This window comes from Pseudomonas faucium, from assembly GCF_021602585.1.
In the GTDB taxonomy this organism is placed as follows: Bacteria; Pseudomonadota; Gammaproteobacteria; order Pseudomonadales; family Pseudomonadaceae; genus Aquipseudomonas; species Aquipseudomonas faucium.
In genome coordinates, this window is record NZ_BQIP01000013.1 from 23,568 (window position 1) to 40,584 (window position 17,017).

At 53.4% G+C, this 17,017-nt stretch carries 12 protein-coding genes and 2 pseudogenes; 6 read left to right on the forward strand and 8 right to left on the reverse strand.

Annotated elements, in window-relative coordinates; all coding sequences use genetic code 11:
* Positions 1-38: 38 nt before the first annotated feature.
* On the reverse strand, positions 39-1,361 hold the full coding sequence (locus L6D75_RS16235) for a RusA family crossover junction endodeoxyribonuclease (protein ID WP_236193690.1): 1,323 nt from the start codon (positions 1,359-1,361) through the stop codon (positions 39-41).
* 100 nt (positions 1,362-1,461) lie between these two features.
* Between L6D75_RS16235 and L6D75_RS16240 the strand changes: the two genes are divergently transcribed.
* A complete protein-coding gene (locus tag L6D75_RS16240) occupies positions 1,462-4,158 on the forward strand; it encodes an ATP-binding protein (RefSeq protein WP_176514774.1) in 2,697 nt (898 codons plus the stop codon).
* 426 nt (positions 4,159-4,584) lie between these two features.
* On the forward strand, positions 4,585-4,833 hold the full coding sequence (locus L6D75_RS16245; RefSeq protein WP_176514776.1) for a hypothetical protein: 249 nt from the start codon (positions 4,585-4,587) through the stop codon (positions 4,831-4,833).
* Positions 4,834-4,887: 54 nt separating this feature from the next.
* Here the strand turns inward: L6D75_RS16245 and L6D75_RS16250 are convergent, their stop codons facing one another.
* The 6 genes and pseudogenes from L6D75_RS16250 to L6D75_RS16275 form a co-directional block, all read right to left on the reverse strand.
* Entirely contained in the window at positions 4,888-5,391 is a 504-nt protein-coding gene (locus L6D75_RS16250) for a hypothetical protein (protein WP_176514778.1), read from the reverse strand.
* Positions 5,392-5,782: 391 nt separating this feature from the next.
* Positions 5,783-5,929 (reverse strand): annotated as a pseudogene (locus L6D75_RS16255) (histone-like nucleoid-structuring protein, MvaT/MvaU family); the annotation flags it as partial.
* Positions 5,930-6,449: 520 nt separating this feature from the next.
* Positions 6,450-6,739: pseudogene (locus L6D75_RS16260) on the reverse strand (hypothetical protein).
* A 630-nt stretch (positions 6,740-7,369) separates the two neighbouring features.
* A complete protein-coding gene (locus L6D75_RS16265) occupies positions 7,370-7,711 on the reverse strand; it encodes a hypothetical protein (RefSeq protein WP_236193692.1) in 342 nt (113 codons plus the stop codon).
* Between the two features lie 354 nt (positions 7,712-8,065).
* Positions 8,066-8,437, reverse strand: coding sequence for a hypothetical protein (locus L6D75_RS16270; protein WP_176514780.1), 372 nt, complete (start codon positions 8,435-8,437; stop codon positions 8,066-8,068).
* Between the two features lie 63 nt (positions 8,438-8,500).
* Complete coding sequence (locus L6D75_RS16275; RefSeq protein ID WP_176514782.1) at positions 8,501-9,229, reverse strand: metallophosphoesterase family protein; 729 nt, start codon at positions 9,227-9,229, stop codon at positions 8,501-8,503.
* Between the two features lie 730 nt (positions 9,230-9,959).
* Here L6D75_RS16275 and L6D75_RS16280 point away from each other — a divergent pair.
* The 4 genes from L6D75_RS16280 to L6D75_RS16295 all read left to right on the forward strand — a co-directional run bounded on the left by L6D75_RS16280 (position 9,960) and on the right by L6D75_RS16295 (position 14,355).
* Positions 9,960-10,433 (forward strand): helix-turn-helix domain-containing protein, encoded by a 474-nt coding sequence (locus L6D75_RS16280; RefSeq protein WP_236193694.1) that lies wholly within the window; start codon positions 9,960-9,962, stop codon positions 10,431-10,433.
* Positions 10,434-10,694: 261 nt separating this feature from the next.
* Positions 10,695-11,885, forward strand: coding sequence for a hypothetical protein (locus tag L6D75_RS16285; RefSeq protein ID WP_176514786.1), 1,191 nt, complete (start codon positions 10,695-10,697; stop codon positions 11,883-11,885).
* Positions 11,882-12,343 (forward strand): three component ABC system middle component, encoded by a 462-nt coding sequence (locus tag L6D75_RS16290; RefSeq protein ID WP_176514788.1) that lies wholly within the window; start codon positions 11,882-11,884, stop codon positions 12,341-12,343. Before L6D75_RS16285 ends, L6D75_RS16290 begins: the two co-directional genes overlap by 4 nt.
* The gene (locus tag L6D75_RS16295; RefSeq protein ID WP_176514790.1) at positions 12,340-14,355 is read left to right on the forward strand and encodes a DUF3732 domain-containing protein; all 2,016 of its coding nucleotides are present in this window, start codon (positions 12,340-12,342) and stop codon (positions 14,353-14,355) included. The genes L6D75_RS16290 and L6D75_RS16295 overlap by 4 nt, the downstream gene beginning before the upstream one ends.
* 61 nt (positions 14,356-14,416) lie before the next feature.
* Here the strand turns inward: L6D75_RS16295 and hrpB are convergent, their stop codons facing one another.
* On the reverse strand, positions 14,417-16,951 hold the full coding sequence (hrpB, locus tag L6D75_RS16300; RefSeq protein WP_176514792.1) for an ATP-dependent helicase HrpB: 2,535 nt from the start codon (positions 16,949-16,951) through the stop codon (positions 14,417-14,419).
* Positions 16,952-17,017 lie beyond the last annotated feature (66 nt).

The window sequence follows — 17,017 nt, forward strand, 5'->3', positions numbered from 1 at the left end:
TGATCCTCACAGGAAGAGTGCCGCAACGCGCCCCACCCTCACCACCTACGTTTCTCCTCACGACTAACGGTTTCCTTCACGTGTTTTTGGATTCGATCAATTAGATCCCCCCTGCCATCCGTGTCAGCGGTCAACGCGACACTCAAGATACCCGGCTGACCGACTACTGCGGGCAGCCGCCACACCTCATAGCGCGTCACACCAGACTTCGTACTGGCTGGAAGTCGAGGAGTTGATCTGAGCAACGACCAGGCCTTGTTGCCTGAGTTAACATCCGCCTTCTCCATGGCCTCCCAGTCCACCAACCACAATGGATCAGAGACGGTTTTAAATCCGGGCACGATCTCAGGAATCAGATAATCCCTCACGATGTTGTCGAGGTCGTGAAGGACATCTGGGGGCGTGTTCGGATTAGGACGAACAATAACCTCCAGTCCCACGGCCACTTCCAAAGGATCAATGATCCACGCCCAGCGTTCCTTGAACGCCTGAACCTCGGCTGCGACACGCTCTTTGAATAGTTTGGAGCTGCCAGGAGCGATAGGCAGCTCACCAAACTGAAGTCGCAGAATCGACCGCGAAATAAGGTTCGCCCAATCACTGGCAGCGAAGCCACCTAGCTTGCTTAATGGATCCTCGTAAAGCCAGTTGAGCACCGAGATGCCTACCCCTGCCTTCTTGAGGAGCGCTTGCTGCGCATTCACACGGGAGAGCTTCAAAAATGGCTCGTAGAGGACGCCATAATCGGCTCGTGACTTCGCCTCATTTTCAACTAGCTTGCGGTAATCGCCGATCCAGTCCGTCGCCATATCTTCCTGATAAAGGGCGTCAAGGCTCATCTCGTCTTCGCGGCTAGCCTCAGCAGCAATCCTCAGATCTTCTAGCATCACCGACAGCGGGGCCGCTTCCACAAAGATCGACGGCTCGATGTTTCCGTGACGACATGAAACCGATAGCACCTGAATCTGCTTATCGTCCTTGTACAGCAGGTGTTTGCGAGGCCATTCCACATCGGAGCCTTTCAGGCCGAACAGATCGAGTAGGTTCTTTGCGATTGTATGCGCCTGGGGAGCATTTTTATCCGTGGTGTACAGTTGCAACTTTAGTGCGATGTTGCCGGTAAACGCTTGCCGCTTGAAAAGCGTGAGGTGATCAGCGATAGCCGCCTGGAGCTTGCTTTTTTCGGTCTGCGGCATCTTTTTAGACTTAGGCTCGATGCCGTCAATGAAGATACTGACACGGCGCCGCTCTCGTTTCGCGTGGATGGCCTTCCTACCAGCTCCGCTCTCCAAGAACGCCCTGAACCTGTCCATTCTTCGACCATACATCACGATATTCGCCCCATGGATCTTAAGGGGCACGATAATGTCAAAGCGCTATTTAGCCTTGCAAGCGCTTGAGATCAGCGCTACAAGCCACACACGCCATGCAACTAACGCCACGGACAGCTGAGACATCGCCATGTCAGTCGACTACCCAACCCTTGATGAAGCGCAGGAAAAGCGAATTGCCTCTGTTCACGGGGGCTTCCTGTATCAACATCTGTTCGCTGTAGGTTGTCTACTGAAAGCCAACGGATCAAACGTATCGCATGTGGTGATTGAGCGAGACGAGGACGTCGAAATCGCTCTTGCGGACGCCCGCATCTACGTCCAAGTCAAAACGCGTATTGGGCCGCTTGTGCCTAGCGACCTCAGCACTGCCTTTGACCGCTTCCAACAGCTTCGCGATCAGCACACCCAGGGCCAACGCCACGGCGTACCTATTTTCGTGGTTGCCTCGAACCAGCCTCCAGGCCCGAAGCTCAGTGCCAGTATCGAGCGCATGGAACTGGATGATGATGTTCATTTTATTCATCCAGGTCAGGCGATGCCGAAGGAGCTCGCTTGTCTGCCGGCGTGCCAACCTGACTTAGCCAGTGCAGTCGTTGACTGCGTGAAACTGGCAGAAAAGGTACCACATGGCGTATTGGCACCGGAGTCATTGGTTTGGAAGCTGGCAGGAAAGGTGCAAGCCGCTGCTACCGGTCGCGAAGATCTGGGAGGCTACACGATTCACGCAAAAGCGCTGCCGGCGTTATTCGAACAGATCCTGACACAGCTTCAACGGCTGCCCGCGCTCCAAGCGAACTACCTCCCACAGATTGACGAACCCGCGCTCGTCAACGGAGAACGTATTCGCATCATTTGCGGCTTTTCAGGAGCGGGAAAGACATCATGGTGCACCCAGGCCACTATACGCAGCTCTGAACCATGTGTTTACTTCAATGCTCGCGAAACCGCAGGCCCGGCCCTCGCACGGTCACTGACAAGAGAGATTGCCGGAGCTGTTGTTGAAAATCCTCATGAGGTCAGTGAGCTCTTCGCAACCGGCGCCTCGGGCATCGACTCATTGAATGCGCTTGACCGACACCTGGAGACCCAAGGCATTCGGCCATTGGTGGTGATCGACAATGCTCACGAGATCCCCGCTGCCGACCTGCAGGCGGTATTCGACTGCACTCCACACATGCGCTTCATTCTTCTGTGCCAGCCGCTGGGTTCGATTCAGGAACTGGAGCAATTATGCGGCTTGCGTCGAGAAGTACTCCAGGGGTGGAGCCTCGATTCCGTTGCAACGGAAACGTCTCGCTTGGGTGCAAGGGGTGACGTCAATACCATGGAGAAAGTGCGCGCCATAACGGCTGGAATGCCACTGTATCTCCAAAGCGCTGCCCGGCTCGCAGCCAAGGATTACGCAGGAGACCTGGCCCAGCTGTGTGCAGCACTGGAGCAGCAGGCCACAATGGAAACAACCGCTCAGGAACTCATCCTGACGAAGGTGTTTCAGGGGCTCGCACAACCCAGTCAGCAAATCGTCCTGCTCTTGAGCATGGTCGATGTCGCCATCACCCAGGACGAGTTGCAGAAATTGATGCACTGCTATACCAAATTGCCAACCGCTGCGGTCAATACGGCGGTAAGGACACTACGTGCACTCGGAGTCCTGGAGGTTCAAGGTAACCGCGAGATCAAACTCCACGATGCTATGCGGTTGATTGGGTCAAGGCAATCGCACACCGTGAACGAAGAACACCTGCTCTCCACGAAAAGGTTGATCAAAGACCTCCTGCTGACTTCTTTGCAGCAGGCGCGTAGCTATCACCGGCTAAGACTTCTTGTCCGTACCCTGCTGGATCTTGAGGAGCGGGAGTTCCTGATCGAGCTGGCCGGCGAAGAGATGTTCAAGGAGACTGGACTGGGAGCCATGCTCATCGACTTTTTGGAGGCCACCTCCACCTCACCAGACCTTGATCCCGAAACCAGGTACTGGGCCGTCGACTCTCTGTTTTTCCTCCTCCATCAATCGAACGAGGAACGAAACAAACCAGAACACCTCGCGTTGATGGCTCAATTGGTTCGTAACAACACTCTGTCCGAACGCGCAGTCATCTCCTACCACCTCAAACACATGGATTGGCTGGGAATGCAGGGAGACGCGTCCGGTGTCCACCAGACAATCAAGCTTATAAGCGGACTGCCGGGGCTCACTCCCGAACGCATCCCGCCGTTTAACTACAACGCTGCCGTTGCTCTGTGGCGAGTAAGCGAGTATCGGGCCGCCGAGGCGTTCGTTGATAAGGCCATTAAGGACTATCTTGACGTCCTGAAAATCAGTGAACGGTGGATCCTGGGTCGGTCAACGCCGGATGTCTCGGCCTTCCTGCGAGACTCATCTGCTGATCTGGAGGCTGCAAACCACCTCGCGAGCGCCTACGAAGTCAAATCCATGCTGATGAAACTGCGAGGACTTAACCCTGTAACGTATCGCCTTTTTTCCTTCAAATTCTTCTGCTGCATCCAAGCATTCAGCTCCGTGATCAGGACGGGGCTCGATGCTGCACAGGACATGCTGGACATGCGTAACTTTCAGGCAGCCCGGGAGATGGTGGGTTCGAACATCATCCCTCTCATCACACAGGCCCAACTGCTGGGCGAACTCACCAGTGCCAGAAGCTTTTACGCCGTGATACTGGCGTATTGTGGAGATCTCAAGGGTGCTGACAAGGAGATGGCCTCACTCGCGCCCTTCCGTTCCGGCCTCTCGGAAGAAAAGCGCGACGAATACGACTTTCAATTACAGCTGATTGAAGACATTCGGGCTGGACGAGTCAGATGATCGGGTGATGTCAGTCACGGCGATAATGAAGAGCTGAGGACAACTACCGCATATACACAAAGCGCACTGCTACTGTTGATGAAAACACTGTCTGTTAGTGGGCCCAGTTCGAGGCAGTTGCCTTTTTCCATGCGTTGCTCTATGCCGCCCTCGGCGAACACGAACTCGCCTCCAACTAACCAGATCAGTTGCCGCAAGAAAGCATAGGCAGAAGCTGACATCGACACCTGTTTGCCAGCCGGCAGCGTCACCTAGACAAGATTCAAAGGTATATCAGAGCCAGGCGATACATGCCCTACACACACGCCTCAGGCCGCCGAAGGCCTGTGCAAAGGTCAACGCACACCGAACCCCAGGCCGGTAGATAGGGCGAGAAGGTGAGTAATCGACTACATAAAAAATGACCGCACACCAACGAGAAAGGAGGTGGCTATAGCTTTAGGTCGAATCTTCAGAGCGGAACGCGAACTGCGCGCCGATGACAGGCGCAAGCGCTACGACATTTCAGATGAGGAGCTCGCCATGGAAATCGCTCTGAAGATTCCAGGGGATGATCGATTGAGCGCAATCGTGATCGCAGCCGGCATGCTCCGGCAGATCAGAACTATCAACGATGGAGGAACGCCTGTTGCAGATGCCATGGACGCCATCATGGAGGACTCACTCACCTGCTGAGGGGCTCATCAAACCCACGCTATGAACGGTAGCTCGCAGCGTGGCAATCAGGGCCTACGCCGCGACGATAGCTTTTGGGCTGCCGCCACGCAGGATGAAGGCATCAATCCGACGACGGATCTGCTTCATCTTCTCAACACTGAATTTTTCGCCGCCTTCACCGAACATGTCGGAGTGATCGAGCATGAACCGGATGCTGGCTACATGGTTCACCTTGCCGTCATCAGACTGCTCCTCGAAAACAACCACCATCAGAGGGTCATTGTCGCGGTTATCGACAATCCGGGCGTGATAGAGCCCCGTGTACCAAGGGGTCGACCCAGGAACCGTGTTGGAATCTTTGATACGACCCCACTTACGATCTGCGGTTTCCGAGTAGATTTCGATGAAGCCCTGCTGCGACCAGAGGTTGAACAGGTCGGCGAGGTGCTCAAGGTAGGTCTCAGAGATGTCGTAGGTATACCCAATTTCATCGCTGATTTCGAAGAAGAGATCGTGAATGTAGACGCCCGTGATGGGCTGCTTTGTGACGCTTTTGTCAGTGGGGGACGCTGGCATGATTGAGAGAACGTTCCTTCGAAAGAGCAAATGCTTTCCGGAGGTTCTCTACGATGGTAGCCCGATCCGGTGCGCTGACTTTTGTGCCACCCACGCCATTACCCAGCTCAACCAGGGCCTTCACCTCGGGTCGAACAGTTTCGGTACGGTTGGTCATAGCGATAACCTCATAAAGGGATTTAAATCCAGCCCTTGCCCTTTAAAGGTATCAAAGTTGATCAACGGTAGCAATGGTGTGGGATCCGAAGATCGGATCCAAATCTACAGTACCGCACGCCACGCTGCAGTTGGCCGCCAACGCCGTTACCGGTCATATAGCATCCCGTCGCTGGTATGAGCTGCTCACTAGCGGCGCGATGGCTTCATTTCCGACGGAAACGAAAGAGGTGCCTCACTGACGCCAGGACTCCACGACTTCGGCGCCATGTTCCGCTTTCCAGGTCTTCAGGATCGCGTGGTTGCCGCCCTTGGTCTGTACCAATTCGCCACTGTGCGGGTTCTTGTAGACCTTCAATTCTCGTGGTTTGCGGGAGATTTTCTCTGCCGCAGCCGGCGGCTGCTGTAGTAGTTCGCCAATAGCAGACCACGCGCCTTGCCTGAGACCAGGGACGTGTTAGGCCTGTGCTATCAGGGTTCTTGAGCCCTGACAGTTGAATCAATGCTGCCCCGGCTGACAACGGCTTTGCGGTGGGAGCTCAGACCTCACCGTAAAAGACCAAATCGTCCAAGTAGTCTTGGGCTTCTTTGCGACATCGCTCCGACACGTAGGGCGTCTGCTCGATGACTAGGCGGCCCCCCTCCACGTTGAGTGTGGCTAGCACAAAGATCAGGTGTGAACTCAGGAGTCGCTCTTCAGTGAGCTCTTCCTCAAGCACGTTCTCCGGCGTCAAATATTCCTGCCTTGGCCCGTTCATTTCAGTCTCCGACTGATGGGATAGAACGAATAATAAGACCAAGACTGAAGCGGCTAGCTCCGGACTGACGGTTGGTCGAGCCTACAGAGAAGCTGGCCGCTGGAGAGCAATCTTAAAGCGACCATCAACCTCAGAAGGTTTCACTCAAGCCACGTAGGTTTGAACGGGTTGGTGTGTGGTCGTGATACGCCTTGCGCGCCCCACTCCCCACGCTAGCGCTCGTGTCATCGATTCACCGGGCCGCGAATCGAATGCCTCTTCATGAAGAGCCATACCGCAGCCGGCGTAAACGCCGATGAACATCTGAGTGCTACCTGTACGCGACAGTCGCACCTGGACATCTATGGTCGTTCCATCGTCCAGCGTCTCGTCGTGAGACCGATGGTGAAGCGTCGGATCTGCCCAGGCCCAAAACACATACCACGTATACGCATGCCGCTCTCCTACGACCTTAGTATTAGACGGAAGTCATTCCACCATAGCCCAGTGATGCGTCTATGCAATTTGGTGCAATTGAAATGCCTCTAGATCAGACCACTGGTAGAGCACTGGCTGCAAAGCAATAGGCGTGAGTCGCGCTCAGCCACCCAGCAATCCAATTCTGTAGAGCTAGCATTGCTTGAAATCATGGATCGCGGATAATTATGGCTGAGCCACAATTTGGCCTAAACCGCAGGCAGACTACCTCTCAACTGTCATCATCTCCGCCATCAGCTCGATTGTCCTTGCTGACCCGTCCGTAAGCGCCATTAGACAAGATGTCATCCCCTTCATCCTCAAACATCACGCTCACCCTTCGCTTGCGCTTCATCTTCGATACCTGAACGAAAAACAGTTCTCACATAGGTGCAACTCGTACTCTTCGCCGCAATATGAAGAGCCCTTGCCCCATGATGCATGCATCGTTCCGAACTGCAGATGACCAGACTCAACACGTGTTGAATCTCCGCACATGTCGCAAATGACATCTGTGACCGTATGATCGGTTTCGCAGGAGACCTTCATCTGCTCTCTCCTCCCTGCTGCCAGGTAGTTAATCGCTTTATCGCCCCCAGCTGAGAGTTCTAGTGCTGAGCCTTCGAGCCCCCTCTCGCACCCTCTGCTGCCCAATCGCAGACGACATACGTGCTGTTGAGAGTTCGCGCCACCACGTAGCCCTGGAGCTCTTCGTAGCTCACGATGTTGGAGGTGCGAATGGGATCACCATCATCGAAACGCCGCTCCCGGTCACCGAAGACCACCCCTCTCAGGAACAGCTCATGCGGGCCATACTCAACCGAGGACAGGTACGCAGTAATCTCCAATTCGAATTCTACCTGCATCGCCTTGGCTATCGAACTGGGCATGGCTGATGGCGAGACATCGGCGATCTTGGTGGTGGAAAGCGGCGCTCGCCGTTTAATCATGTTGTATCTCCTATGTGATGAAGTCCTTGGAGCATTGCACACGAGACGTCATCCAATGGGCCAACCAGTAACAGGCGATTGGCTGTACGCATGTTAGCCTTGCGGTAGATTCAACCTAAGGAGCGCTGTATTTGAGACATCCACCTCAGTACCACGGAAGGTGACCAGCGTGAGCCTCGCGGCAATGCTGAAGGCTACATCCAGGGCCTAGTAGATGCTGGGCACCTCACCACCGACCGCCTTCGGGACTTCAAAATCTTGAGCAGCGTTCACCGGCGGCGAGTCGCCTTACGAACCTAGAGCGCGGCACCTTCTAGTCGATGTTCCAGCGCACGGAGGCGCCTGGCTATTCTGTTAAACAGCTGGCAGCTCTGGCTTGTCAGCAACCTCAATGAGCGCCCTCAAGCTCGCTCTTCCCAAGTCTTTCTTAAACGTCGCCAGCACGTAGTTGCCGCTATTCGTGGAAGCTACCCAAAACCTGCCGAACTTCTGCAGCTCGCAGACCGGCGTGCTCTGCAAGATATGTCCGTCTGCATGCTGCTCGTATGGCCCGGGGGCGTTGTGGCCAAACACGATACCGACCACGCGCTCGGACGAGATGAAAACGTCGCTCAGGTAGGCAGTGATCGGCACAGGATACTTCTGAGCCATGGCACGATCGATCCGCTTGAGCTGGAAATCCGAGAGCTCTTTGACGTGGTATTCGATGACGACTTCGTATGACATTCGTTGTTCCTGCTACTACTTCTGACCCTGGCGCTCGATGCTCGAGCACCGCCCCACGGCAGATTAAATTTCGATGGTAAAGTCCGGCGAGAAGCCCGTGCGCTCGCCCGGATAGCCTCGAGGGTTCGATACGAGTCGGCAGCCTGAAACGACCGTGTCGATTGCCTGATGGGTGTGACCAAAAACCCAGACATCAGCCTGAGCGACCAGGTCGTGCCACTGGTTGAAGTACGCCGCGCCGAGATGACCTTCATGGCCATCGCCGGCAACTTCCTGGATGGGACAATGGTGGGTGATGACCACGGTCTTTCCATCGAAGTCCTTCGCCAGTTCTATAGCCAGAAACTCATGAGCGGCGATGTTCCGAGCGATGAGGTCGACAGGACGAAGTTTGCTGTAGCCCTCCCCGATTCGGATCCTCTTGAAGTCAGTCATCCACTCGGCGCATACCCTCATCGCCGCTTTGTAATCGCCCGTGGCGGTGTAATCAGTCCAGGCTGTCGCGACCAAAAAGCGCGTGTTGCCGATGATCAGGATCTGGTTGTCCAAGACGTGCACGTGCTCTACAGCCGCGTCACGCATTTTGGTGAGCGTACGGTCGATGTGGCCCTTGTAGAACTCGTGGTTCCCGCAGACGTAGATCACCGGGCATTTGAAGGCGTCGTTCGCCCACACCACTCCCCGGCCACGCACAGAGATGTCGCCGGCCAGAACCACTAAATCGCACTCCGTCGCAGGAGGCTGGAAGTCCGAGAACTCGAGGTGCAGATCTGAGTAAACCAAAATTTTCATCACACAGCAGATTCCCGTCCGAGGGCTGATCGTGTACGCGATAGACGAAAAAGCAGGCTGGAGGCAGCCTGCTTCGCTAGCTCATCCCCATGAGCAGACTGAGAAATCTCCTCGCTCAGGCGTTCACAGCCGAGCTTGATTGCCTAGCGCTGGAGTAAACCTGACCACAATGGGTGATGAATTCGTACACCGGCCTGGACTCCGTGCCGGCTTGTATACGGATCTCGGATAGCAGTTCCATTGCATACGTCCCGCCACCATTTTTATCAGAAGGTGTGATGATGTGGATCTTGCTGACACTCAGGAAATTACCAAGCTCTGCCGTTTGCATCATCTGCACAGTAGGAACATCAGTTACGAGATGCGCAACGGGCCCTATGCACCCATCCTCTATGGCCATTCCTTCGATGAGGAATGAATACTCACATCGACTGATGTCTACGGATCGCCAAAGCATCCGCGTAGCCTCCGGGGCTCTGAACTGCCCTCGAAGATCATTGCTATAGGTAACAAACACGGTTTCAAACCTTAGTCCAAGCCTGACCAGGCCCTGTCCAAGCTCACACAGGACGGTCTCACGCGTAACCTCATGGCAGAGGCTACTTGGCGTCCATCGCAAGATGGCCGGAGCGCCATGCACCGAATGGCCATCATAAGGAATTGTCCCACCAACCGCAACGGACGATGTTTGGTGGGATAAACGGTCTATGGCTCTATCCTTCCTTTTGAGATGCATAACGTGAAGGAAGAGCTAGCCGCGACGCTACGGGTAATCCGTCAACTGAAAGGTGCTCGTTACGAAGCTATCTCCGGTGCGATAAGCCCGAAGCATCTGAGCATGATCGAGCGAGGCGATGCCCAAGCGACGATACCGACCCTGCTTAAACTATCGGAATCGCTCGGCATCAGCGTTTTGACTCTTCTCGGATTGTGCCTGGCGGTACGAGATCAGAAGTCACCGGAAATGGAGCTTGAGCGGGCTCAACATGAACTCAAAGAGCTCGTAACATCGGGAGCTATGGAGATCATTAAGGCAAACCTCCCAGGAGGCGCTCTCGCGAAAAGAGCACGCGGCACCAAGGCTGATGCTGAGCGCGTAAGCGCAGTGCAAACTTTAAAGCAGCAGGGCAAGACGCAGGCTGAAGCAGCCCGCGAGCTGGGCCTTCCGACATCGACTGTGCATCGATACTGGTCGAAATCCTGACGCTTTGGGCAAGCCGCCGGCAGGCCCCCAGTGAGCCTGATTCTCCAGCGTCATGAAGCAAACGAAAGACATAAATTGCTGGTAGGCAACCCTCTCCCCCTTAGCCCAGCCTGGCAGATAGCCTTTTGCCACTGGTAGTTGTTACCATGCTATGCAGCACCCAGCAGGAATCTGTATGGATATACAGACCTAGATAGTCGACCGTTGCCCTGAAGGCGTGCGCACTCCTGGCCGGTCTTGTTCTACGCGCTAGGAGCAGTTGTGCAAGCCCTACTTGATTTTGACGCCCGGAAACTTTCTGAGGCCATCAAATACCAGATCCATGTAGCGATTGAACATTGTCATACACTTGATGACGACGAAAGCCTATGGATTGAGGTATTCGGCGACGTTACTACTGGTATACGTGACCAGATAGAAGTGAAAATGCATTCGGACTCGCTTACTGATGGCCATCCGAACTTCTGGAATACTCTGTACAACTGGTTGAAGCCCGAGTTTGACCACACAAGATTTCAACGTCTGGTATTACTCACCACTCAAAAATTCGGCGCCCAGTCCAATCTGGCAAGATGGAATGACCTAACTCTGAGTAGCCGCGTTGAACTGCTAGTAGACATATGCGCTCAAATTGACAAACGAAAACCGAAGCGCGGGCGGCCTAAATCAGGTACTGAAGGTGCTCGGCAGGTTCTTTCCAAATCAGCAACACAGCGTCAGCACATCATGAGTGATGGGATGCGTGAGATTTTGCTGAAAGCCGTACCCAAAATTATTTTAATTACTGAGCATGATGACCTCCTTGGTTTAATCGCCAGATACGCAAAGGAAAAACTGCGCCACATCAACCCAGCAAACGTTAAGGACTTCTGCAATGACATGTTTGGATTCATGACAGACGCAGAGAAAATTGGTGCAGGCTGGGAAATAAAGGGCCGTGAATTTTCCGCAAAGTACAGCGAGCTCAGCAAGCGATACATGAGTGGATCATTACTATTTCCACGAATTGATACCGAGCAGATTAAAACAGCGGCTCGCACATCATCGTTCAGTGACAGGCGATTCACCACCAAACTCAGCGAAATCGGTGCTGACCAGCACGCTCTAAATGCCGCAGTTCTACTACTGAGTGCCGAAGCATACATGGCGGCAGTATTAGAGGACTTTACTGCAAACAAAGAAGACATTGAAATATATCAAAATCACCATAGCGAATTGCACCACTGGCGAAGACTTGAAGCCATGGATGACTGTGAGGATGATTATAATCACTCACAACTTTCAAAAGCCTCACGTAAATTTTTTGCCAAACAGTGTGGAGCGGACGTAGTGAAGCTGGCTACGTATGTTGATACTCCACCAGAATTCCGAAATGGTATTTACCACATTCTTGCCGATGAGCCTTACGGTCTCCGAGAGCATGATTTCCATTGGAGGCTTTGGGAAAAATGACCGCAACAGTTATCGACCACATTTTCACACTGCAACGGTCACCCTACGCTCTGGCACCAATCATTCATGAGTTTTATAACCGGTCAGGCCCAAGACAGCGGGATATCCTACTGAGCTACCTAATTTTACCTTTAGTGCTTTTCCCTCCCATGAGGGACTTTTTAGCTAGCGCTCGCTCCACAAGTAATTTGAGGACAATGACTCAAGCCAAAGAACGGCTGATAGGTCTACCGGCGAGGGTCTCAGACTTTAAAGCCATCACCCATGCATCTCTGCTAGTTCTGACCTCTGAAAAACGAGTTGAAATCTCTGAAGACATGTCGATTAAGTCTATCGACGAAGTTCAGATTTCAAACACCAAAGCCAAACTGCTGGATGCTGCAAGAGGGCTAGCCTCCATCTGCCAAGGTGAAGACATAGTGACAATCTACAGGATGTTGGGCCTCAAATATCTATGAAAATCTTCCTCCGATATATCGCAGTTATCGACAAACAAGAAAAGCTTCACCACGTAGCTCTTACGTCAGGTTTGAACATTATCACAGGCGCGTCATCCACTGGCAAAAGTGCGATCCTTGAAATCTTCGACTACTGCATGGGTAGTAGTGAAGATACTATTCCGGTTGGGATTATCACAGAAAGGGCTAAAGCCTTTCTGATTGCCTTCGAATTCGAGTCCTACATCCTAGTCGCGGCGCGCCTAGCTCAGTCGAGCTCCTGCTTTCTCAGCGAGCATGTTGGCCAGAGCCACGAGGCTGTTTTCGAACGAATGAAGGCGCAACCAAGCCAGTTCATAACGAGAAGAAATTTCTTCCCAATCGATGATTTCAAGAAAAGCCTTGGTAGGCATTTCGGAGTTACGCTAGAAAACATAGATACCGATCCATACCGACAAATATTTGGGCGAAAAAAATCTGCTACGCCCTCTATTCGAAGCTTTTCTTCGTTCATGCTACAACACCAAAACCTTGTCGCTAATAAACACGCAATCTTCTACAGATTCGAGGAAAAAGAAAAGCGCGACCAAGCCATTGATCACTTCAAGATTCTGATGGGCTTGGTCGGTGAAGACTACTTTGACAAAGTGAAAGAGCTTGAGCTAGCCCAAGCAGAACTGAAGAAAATCAGCAACCAGATCCCAAGACAAGCAAAGCGAAAAAGCGACTTCATTTCTCGATATGAGTTCCTGCTTCTAGAATATCATACATTTGCTGGCGAAAAGCTCATTGAAGCTTCCCCACAAGACATCTACGCAAAACCCGAAACATACTTAGCAGAAGTAACAGGTCGGACTGTAAAAATCGATGCACTTTCTGACTTAGTACAAATCCGCCGCAACCAACTGCTGGAAGAACGCTCACAAAATCTAGTGAAAAAACGTGAGGCCCAAGGTCGCCTTGTACAAGTCGAGAGCTCAATAAAATCAGCACTTGACTTTGGTTCCACGATGACTCAAGCGGTAGTACCGAAGTCTGCTCAACTAGGTCACCATGAATGCCCGGTTTGTGAAAGCCAGACCACAACTCAGTCAGATGAAGCAAGCAAACTTATAGACGCCATTGAATGGCTCAATAGCGAGCTAAGAGTGTCGAAATATGCACTAGAAAGTTTTGCTAACCAACGCCGAATCATCCAAGGTGAAATACTCGAAACGAACAAAACACTTACTCGCATTCAAAAAGAGCTCCAACCGCTTGATGAAGAAGTAGCTCGCCTCAAGACATCTAAGTCCGCGAGCGAGCAAGCCACGAAAGCTAAAGTCAAGCTAGAACTAGCGATACAAGACCAACTAAGCAAGCCAGTCCTTGAGCTTTCCAAGGACGAACTTAAATGGCAAAACGAAGTCAATCGACTCCAAGGACTGGTGAACGCTTACGGCGTACAAAGCAAGCTAAACCAGCTATCCGAAGATATCAATACAAAAATGTGCGAACTCGGGGATCGCTTTGATTTCGAGAAAACATATAAGCCATCGAAGCTAAAGTTTGATACTCAAACATTTGACCTGTGGTATCAACGTGATCCCAAAACTCGCGTATACCTACGTTCCATGGGAAGCGGAGCCAACTGGCTCTACTCTCATCTTGCGCTGTTCATGTCGCTACATTACCAGTTCGCAAGCCATACTGAGTGCAAAATCCCACCCATCCTATTCCTCGACCAGCCCACGCAGGTTTACTTCCCGGCACTGGATATCGACAAGAAATTTGACAGTGGAAAATCCTCCGAAAGAGCAAATAGATCGAAAAATCAAGATGCCGATCTAAAATCAGTGAACAACATATTCACACAACTTGCCTATTTCTGCGAGGAAACGCTTAAGGCGACCGGAGTTGAGCCTCAAATAATCGTGTCCGATCATGCTGACGGACTAACTCTCGGCAAAGACTATCAGTTCTCAAGCTTTGTACGAGCTACTTGGCGAGATAGGGGCCTGATCGAAGAAGTAAAAGATAGCTCAACCCGCTAAGGTGCTGAGCGAGCAGAGACAGCTGCTTGGACTGATCTGTCTCTGCTTAACTCATAACTTATCAAGTCCCACGAGGCTTTGCCCTCGAAGTCGCTTCAGCAATCAATGGATCATCAGGCCAGAAATGCTTGGGGTATCTGCCCTTCAAATCCTTCTTCACCTCAACGTAGGTCGATGCCCAGAAGCTCGCCAAGTCCTGGGTCACCTGAACGGGTCGGCGCGCAGGAGACAACAGGTGTAGTTTGAGCACTTGGCGGCCATTGGCAATGCGTGGCGTATCTGCCTGTCCAAACAATTCTTGTAGCCTAACCGCAAGCACTGGTGGTCGCTCGCTGTAGTCGATTCGAATATTCGATCCAGACGGTACCGAAACCGTCTGGGGCGCCTGGGTATCAAGCTGCTGTGGCAGGGGCCAAAGCAAAAGGTTGCGGATGATGGATGAGAGATCAAGTTGGCCGAAGTGGCTGAGCCGCGTCACCTTTCCAACATACGGGCCCAACCAGTCCTCCAGGGACTTCAGCAAAGCTTGATCACGCAGATCAGGCCACTCGCTCTTGATGCCAACCTCTTCATCAATGACGCGTAGCAACTCCACCCTCGCCTGCCATTGGCGAAGCTCCGGCGTCCATGGCAAAAGCTCCAGCCCTTTTCGGCGTACGTAGTTGAGCAGTGCCTGAACACGCGCCTCATCACCCAGGTTTGTCAACGGCGCACGGGATAGAATCAACTCCCCTACTTTCAGTTGTCGCTCAGCACGAAGAGCCCCCTCCCGCTCATCCCAATCAAGCTCATCTACCTGGTTGACCTGGTCTTTCAGGACAGTGTCGAACAACGCTTCGTCCAGATCGACAGCGAGGTAGATCCGCTCTTCACGTTGGCCTTGCCGGCTACCCAAGTCAGCGATCACCAACCAAGAATGCTTCATCAGGGCATCGGTCTCAGTGAACATCGCTGCCCGACCATTCGCCAATCGATATTCAGCCCCACCAGCACGACGTTGTTGGGCGACTCGGTCGGGATACGCCAAAGCAAGTAGGCAGCCCACCCACCTCGGGTGGTCTGAATCAGCGACTGGTTGCGATGCTGGGCCACGCAAGAATGACCGATATTGCCTGGCGAGCTGCTTTGCGCGTTGAGCACCTCCTTGCTCTCCTCGTTGCGCACGTTGCTCACCAGAGAGGATGGCCAAACGACTATGAAGGTCTGCACCTCCACCACGCTGAATATCACGCTCGCCGAGCAACGCTGCGATGTTGCACGCTGTCTCAGTCAGCCCCAGCTCGTGACCTCGCAACAGGAGATGAGCAATCCGTGGATGACTCGGCAGCTCGGCCATCGCTTGGCCGTGCTTAGTCAATTGCCCATCTGGTTGCAAGGCGCCGAGCCGTCGAAGCAAATCGTTCGCTTGCGAGTAAGCAGCTGCAGGCGGAGCATCAAGCCACTTAAGGTCACCTGGCTGGACACCCCATTTAGCGAGCTGGAGGGCCAAGCCCGTGAGATCCGCTTGCTGGATTTCTGGCGTACTGAAGCCCGCCATTTGGTCATGCTGCGCTTCAGACCAGAGTCGATAGCACACACCCGGCTCGACCCGCCCTGCTCGACCAGCACGTTGAGTTGCACTGGCTTTTGATATGCGGTGGGTGTCCAACCGTGTCATACCGCTGCGAGTATCGAAACGCGGAACACGCTCAAGACCTGCATCGATAACAACACGCACACCGTCGATGGTGATACTCGTCTCAGCGATGTTCGTGGCCAGCACAACCTTTCGCTTTCCTACGGGTGCCGGATCAATAGCAGTTCGCTGTTGATTCAAATCGAGCTCACCGTGAAGAGGGCAAAGAAGTACATCACGCTGGAGCGACGGAGAGTTGCTCTGGGCATCTTCCAAGCCCGTCACGACTCGACGAATTTCGGCCTGGCCAGGGAGGAAAACCAGCAAGCTGCCAGTCTGATCGGCAAGCGCCTCAAGGCACGCACTGATGACTCGAGGCTCGATGTATTCTCCGGGCTGCTGCGGCTTGCTCCAGATAGTTGTGACCGGAAACATGCGTCCCTCGCTCGTCACGATCGGTGCGTCATCCAGCAAGCGCGACAACCTCTCCCCCTCAAGCGTTGCCGACATCAGCAACACCTTCAGCGGAGCATCGTCCCGAAAAAGCTCGCGACCATTGAGTGCCAGCGCTAAGGCGAGATCGGCATCCAAGTTTCGCAGGTGGAATTCGTCGAAGATCACGAGCCCCACACCTTCAAGCGCAGGATCGCTCTGCAGCCGGCGCGTGAGGATGCCTTCAGTGACCACTTCGATCCGCGTCTTCGGCCCGACCTTGCTGTCTAGGCGGATGCGGTAGCCCACGGTCTCGCCGACCTTCTCACCAAGCTCTCCAGCCATTCTTTCGGCAGCAGCACGCGCGGCAAGACGGCGTGGTTCGAGCATGATGATCGTCTGGCCTTGCAGCCACGGCTCATCGAGCAGAACGAGCGGGACGCGAGTCGTCTTACCGGCGCCTGGCGGTGCTTGGAGCACCACTTCATCTCGCTCTCGGAGGGCTTCAAGAAGGGCCGGCAGCGCGGCATTGATTGGCAACGAACTCATGTGTACTCCTGCTTCATGCTCGGCAGTATACAAGCGTTTGATACGGGACAGACGGCAGGTGAAGTC

Coding starts and splice junctions, on each gene's coding strand:
- L6D75_RS16240 (WP_176514774.1), top strand. CDS start 1,462: ATGTCAGTCGACTACCCAACCCTTGATGAAGCGCAGGAAAAGCGAATT.
- L6D75_RS16250 (WP_176514778.1), bottom strand. CDS start 5,391: ATGCCAGCGTCCCCCACTGACAAAAGCGTCACAAAGCAGCCCATCACG.
- L6D75_RS16265 (WP_236193692.1), bottom strand. CDS start 7,711: ATGATTAAACGGCGAGCGCCGCTTTCCACCACCAAGATCGCCGATGTC.
- L6D75_RS16270 (WP_176514780.1), bottom strand. CDS start 8,437: ATGTCATACGAAGTCGTCATCGAATACCACGTCAAAGAGCTCTCGGAT.
- L6D75_RS16275 (WP_176514782.1), bottom strand. CDS start 9,229: ATGAAAATTTTGGTTTACTCAGATCTGCACCTCGAGTTCTCGGACTTC.
- L6D75_RS16280 (WP_236193694.1), top strand. CDS start 9,960: ATGCATAACGTGAAGGAAGAGCTAGCCGCGACGCTACGGGTAATCCGT.
- L6D75_RS16290 (WP_176514788.1), top strand. CDS start 11,882: ATGACCGCAACAGTTATCGACCACATTTTCACACTGCAACGGTCACCC.
- L6D75_RS16295 (WP_176514790.1), top strand. CDS start 12,340: ATGAAAATCTTCCTCCGATATATCGCAGTTATCGACAAACAAGAAAAG.
- hrpB (WP_176514792.1), bottom strand. CDS start 16,951: ATGAGTTCGTTGCCAATCAATGCCGCGCTGCCGGCCCTTCTTGAAGCC.